5 protein-coding genes are annotated in these 2,482 nt (G+C 52.7%); all 5 read left to right on the forward strand.

Features of this window, described 5'->3' with window-relative positions:
- Positions 1 to 945 (forward strand): hypothetical protein (locus ACRZ91_RS22115; RefSeq protein WP_480908636.1); only part of this gene is annotated, 945 nt, incomplete at its 5' end.
- Complete coding sequence (locus tag ACRZ91_RS22120) at positions 938 to 1,102, forward strand: hypothetical protein (RefSeq protein WP_170334772.1); 165 nt, start codon at positions 938 to 940, stop codon at positions 1,100 to 1,102. The genes ACRZ91_RS22115 and ACRZ91_RS22120, both read left to right, overlap by 8 nt.
- A complete protein-coding gene (locus ACRZ91_RS22125) occupies positions 1,095 to 1,250 on the forward strand; it encodes a hypothetical protein (RefSeq protein ID WP_480908638.1) in 156 nt (51 codons plus the stop codon). The genes ACRZ91_RS22120 and ACRZ91_RS22125 overlap by 8 nt, the downstream gene beginning before the upstream one ends.
- Positions 1,247 to 1,558: a hypothetical protein gene (locus ACRZ91_RS22130; protein ID WP_170334771.1), complete on the forward strand. Its 312-nt coding sequence runs from the start codon at positions 1,247 to 1,249 to the stop codon at positions 1,556 to 1,558. The genes ACRZ91_RS22125 and ACRZ91_RS22130 overlap by 4 nt, the downstream gene beginning before the upstream one ends.
- A 195-nt stretch (positions 1,559 to 1,753) precedes the next feature.
- On the forward strand, positions 1,754 to 2,350 hold the full coding sequence (locus ACRZ91_RS22135) for a hypothetical protein (RefSeq protein ID WP_480908640.1): 597 nt from the start codon (positions 1,754 to 1,756) through the stop codon (positions 2,348 to 2,350).
- The last annotated feature ends 132 nt before the right edge of the window (positions 2,351 to 2,482 follow it).

Consider the following 2,482-nt stretch of genomic DNA (forward strand, 5'->3'; position numbering starts at 1 on the left):
ATGCGTTTGGTGATGGCGCACAACTACCCAGCTCCGCACGTCTCTGACGTCACATGGTCGACCGAGGGTCTGCATGTCGAGTGTGATGAACGCGAAGTGGTCGACCGTATGATGACTGCTATGGCGGAGGTTTCACACGATCTCAAAGAGGCGCGGGCCTGGAGGTCAGTGATGAGCAGTGTTGTCGACTGGAATGATATTCATGGAAGCGTCTTCAAGCAGCTTGGTGAGTATCGTGCCGGGTGGGCGGAGCAGCTTACGCTTGCACTTGAGAAAGTGAAAAGGTTGATCGACGAGCAGCCCGACCTGTTTGGTGGTGAATACCCGCCCATCGTTCAGATCAAACAGAAATGGGGAGGCTTGCGCGTCTATGAGGGCCAGGGCTGCAACCAGGCTACGAGTGAAGAGATTCAATGGCGTGTCGATCAGATTGAGCAAACCTGTGAAGGTTGTTCTAATTCTGCACAACGCCAGAGCATCCTTGGGTTTGTGACGACGCTTTGCAGTTGGTGCTACAATGATGCTCTGCGGCGGCGATTTGAGGGCGCCGAAGAATCCTGGCCCGACAGCCTGAGGCTGGACATTGTGGAAAACTATCCAGACCTCGTTTCTCCGGATTGCGCATCTCTTGTTCCTGCTGTCGGAAAGGGCTGGCTCGTCATGATTTCGCAAGCACTCCACAAGCTTTCCTTCAGTCAGGACTTCAGGGCACTGGACCCTGGAACTATTCAGATTTCGGACATTAAGAAAGGCCAGGATGGCAAGATTTGCATCGGTTTCAGTCGATACCACGATCTCATTCAGGAGTACGCTGTCTGGATGGAATTTCGATGCGGTGTGACGTGTGAAGAGTGTGGCCACGTTGGTGACATCGTTCGGACAGCCGACGGGTCTCAAGTACTCTGTTCTCACTGTTACTGTACTCGGGAGAAGTCTGATGGGTGATGACGACGACGTTGAGCTGGATGAACAAACCTTGCGTTTGCTTAGACTTCGGGAGGCTGAAATTGCGGCCGGTCGAGCAAAACTAACCAAGCCGATTACCTCGGATGAGATCCGGTCGCGAAAGGTGCCTGATCCGAAGGGTAAGCCAGATGAGTGACATGACTACAGAAGAGGAAATCCCAATTTTCGTAATCTGCGAGACTTCGGTGAACGGCCAACTTCGAGAGATTGAAGGAAAACAGATCACCGTAAAACCAAACAAGATCTTAGTTTTATCGATCAGTGTCGAGGATGTTGAGCGATGATAGATGATTTTTCAGAAGAAGATATCTTCGGGCGCCCGTTACAGGATGTTCCTCTAAATGACTTGATCGCAGAGTTGCAAGCTCGTCGCAAAGAGGGTCCGGACGTCTGGCTTGCATTGCGCAAAATGATTTTCGAGCAAATCGCCGATTTTGCACAGCGTCCGGCCGACGCGCCCAAATGGCGGGATGAATGGGTCAAAGAGAACACCTGGGGTCTAGTGACTGACGACGATGATGTCGAGATCACTGATGGTAGCGGCAACGTGTTCGACGACCTCGGGATCGAAGACCCAAGGAAGAAGACTTAGTGATGCGGGCGGAGCCTATCAGCTTGATCTTATCCGCCGTGATCATTGTCGCGTTGACGATCTACGTCAGACACATCGTCCACACTGCTGGAAAAGATCGCGAAGTCGATCCAGAGCGAGTTCAAAGGATAATGCGAGATCTAGACTACAGCCACCTGGACCGAGTGATGAACCGGCGAAGGAAGAGGTAGTGGGATGTTGAAGGTGGTTGTCTATGTTGGTGATCAAGAGGTCGCCCGAGCTGTGGCTGAGAACGATTCAGAACTCGCGGACGTGTCTGATTACAATATTCGAATGAACGAACGGGCCGCTGAACAGCTGGGCATTCAAGAAAAAGGTCTGGGCGGCCAGATTGAAGGCCACCCTCGAAGTCAGACGGTCTGGGCGCTCGTCCGCAAGATCGCAGACCTTTGGCTTGCGGGGACCGGCGCGGTCGAAGAAAGCGTTGAGGCAGAGCTGCTGCCGATGATCCGCAAGTCTATCCGCGAACTAGATGAGAGGGTCGAAAAGGAATCGAACCAGAGCGAAGATTGGAATGCTGTGATCAAGCAGATTTCTGATGACGAGCCGTATTCCCTGGGCTTCTACGCAGACAAATTTGAGTCGTGGACAGCGGACGAGATTGAAGCTCTTCGATGTGATGTGGTTGAGACAGCCACAGAGGAAGAACTAATGGCCGAGGTCGAACGCCGGCGAAGAGCTGGTCTACTGCCCAAGGAGGCCTCGAATGATGGCTTCTCAGATATGGTTGATGATCTCTGGGGCAAACTCGACACAGACCCAGGCCGCTAGTACAGCGTACCTGCCGCCTTTAACCAATATTTGACATAAGAAGTCTATGGCGACTGTCATTGTAGTAGTGCGTGCTTCTTCTAAGCGCCTCTCCTGCTAGGAACCAAAGCGCCCCGGACAAGCATTTCGCCA

Source organism: Ruegeria sp. O11 (assembly GCF_056535285.1).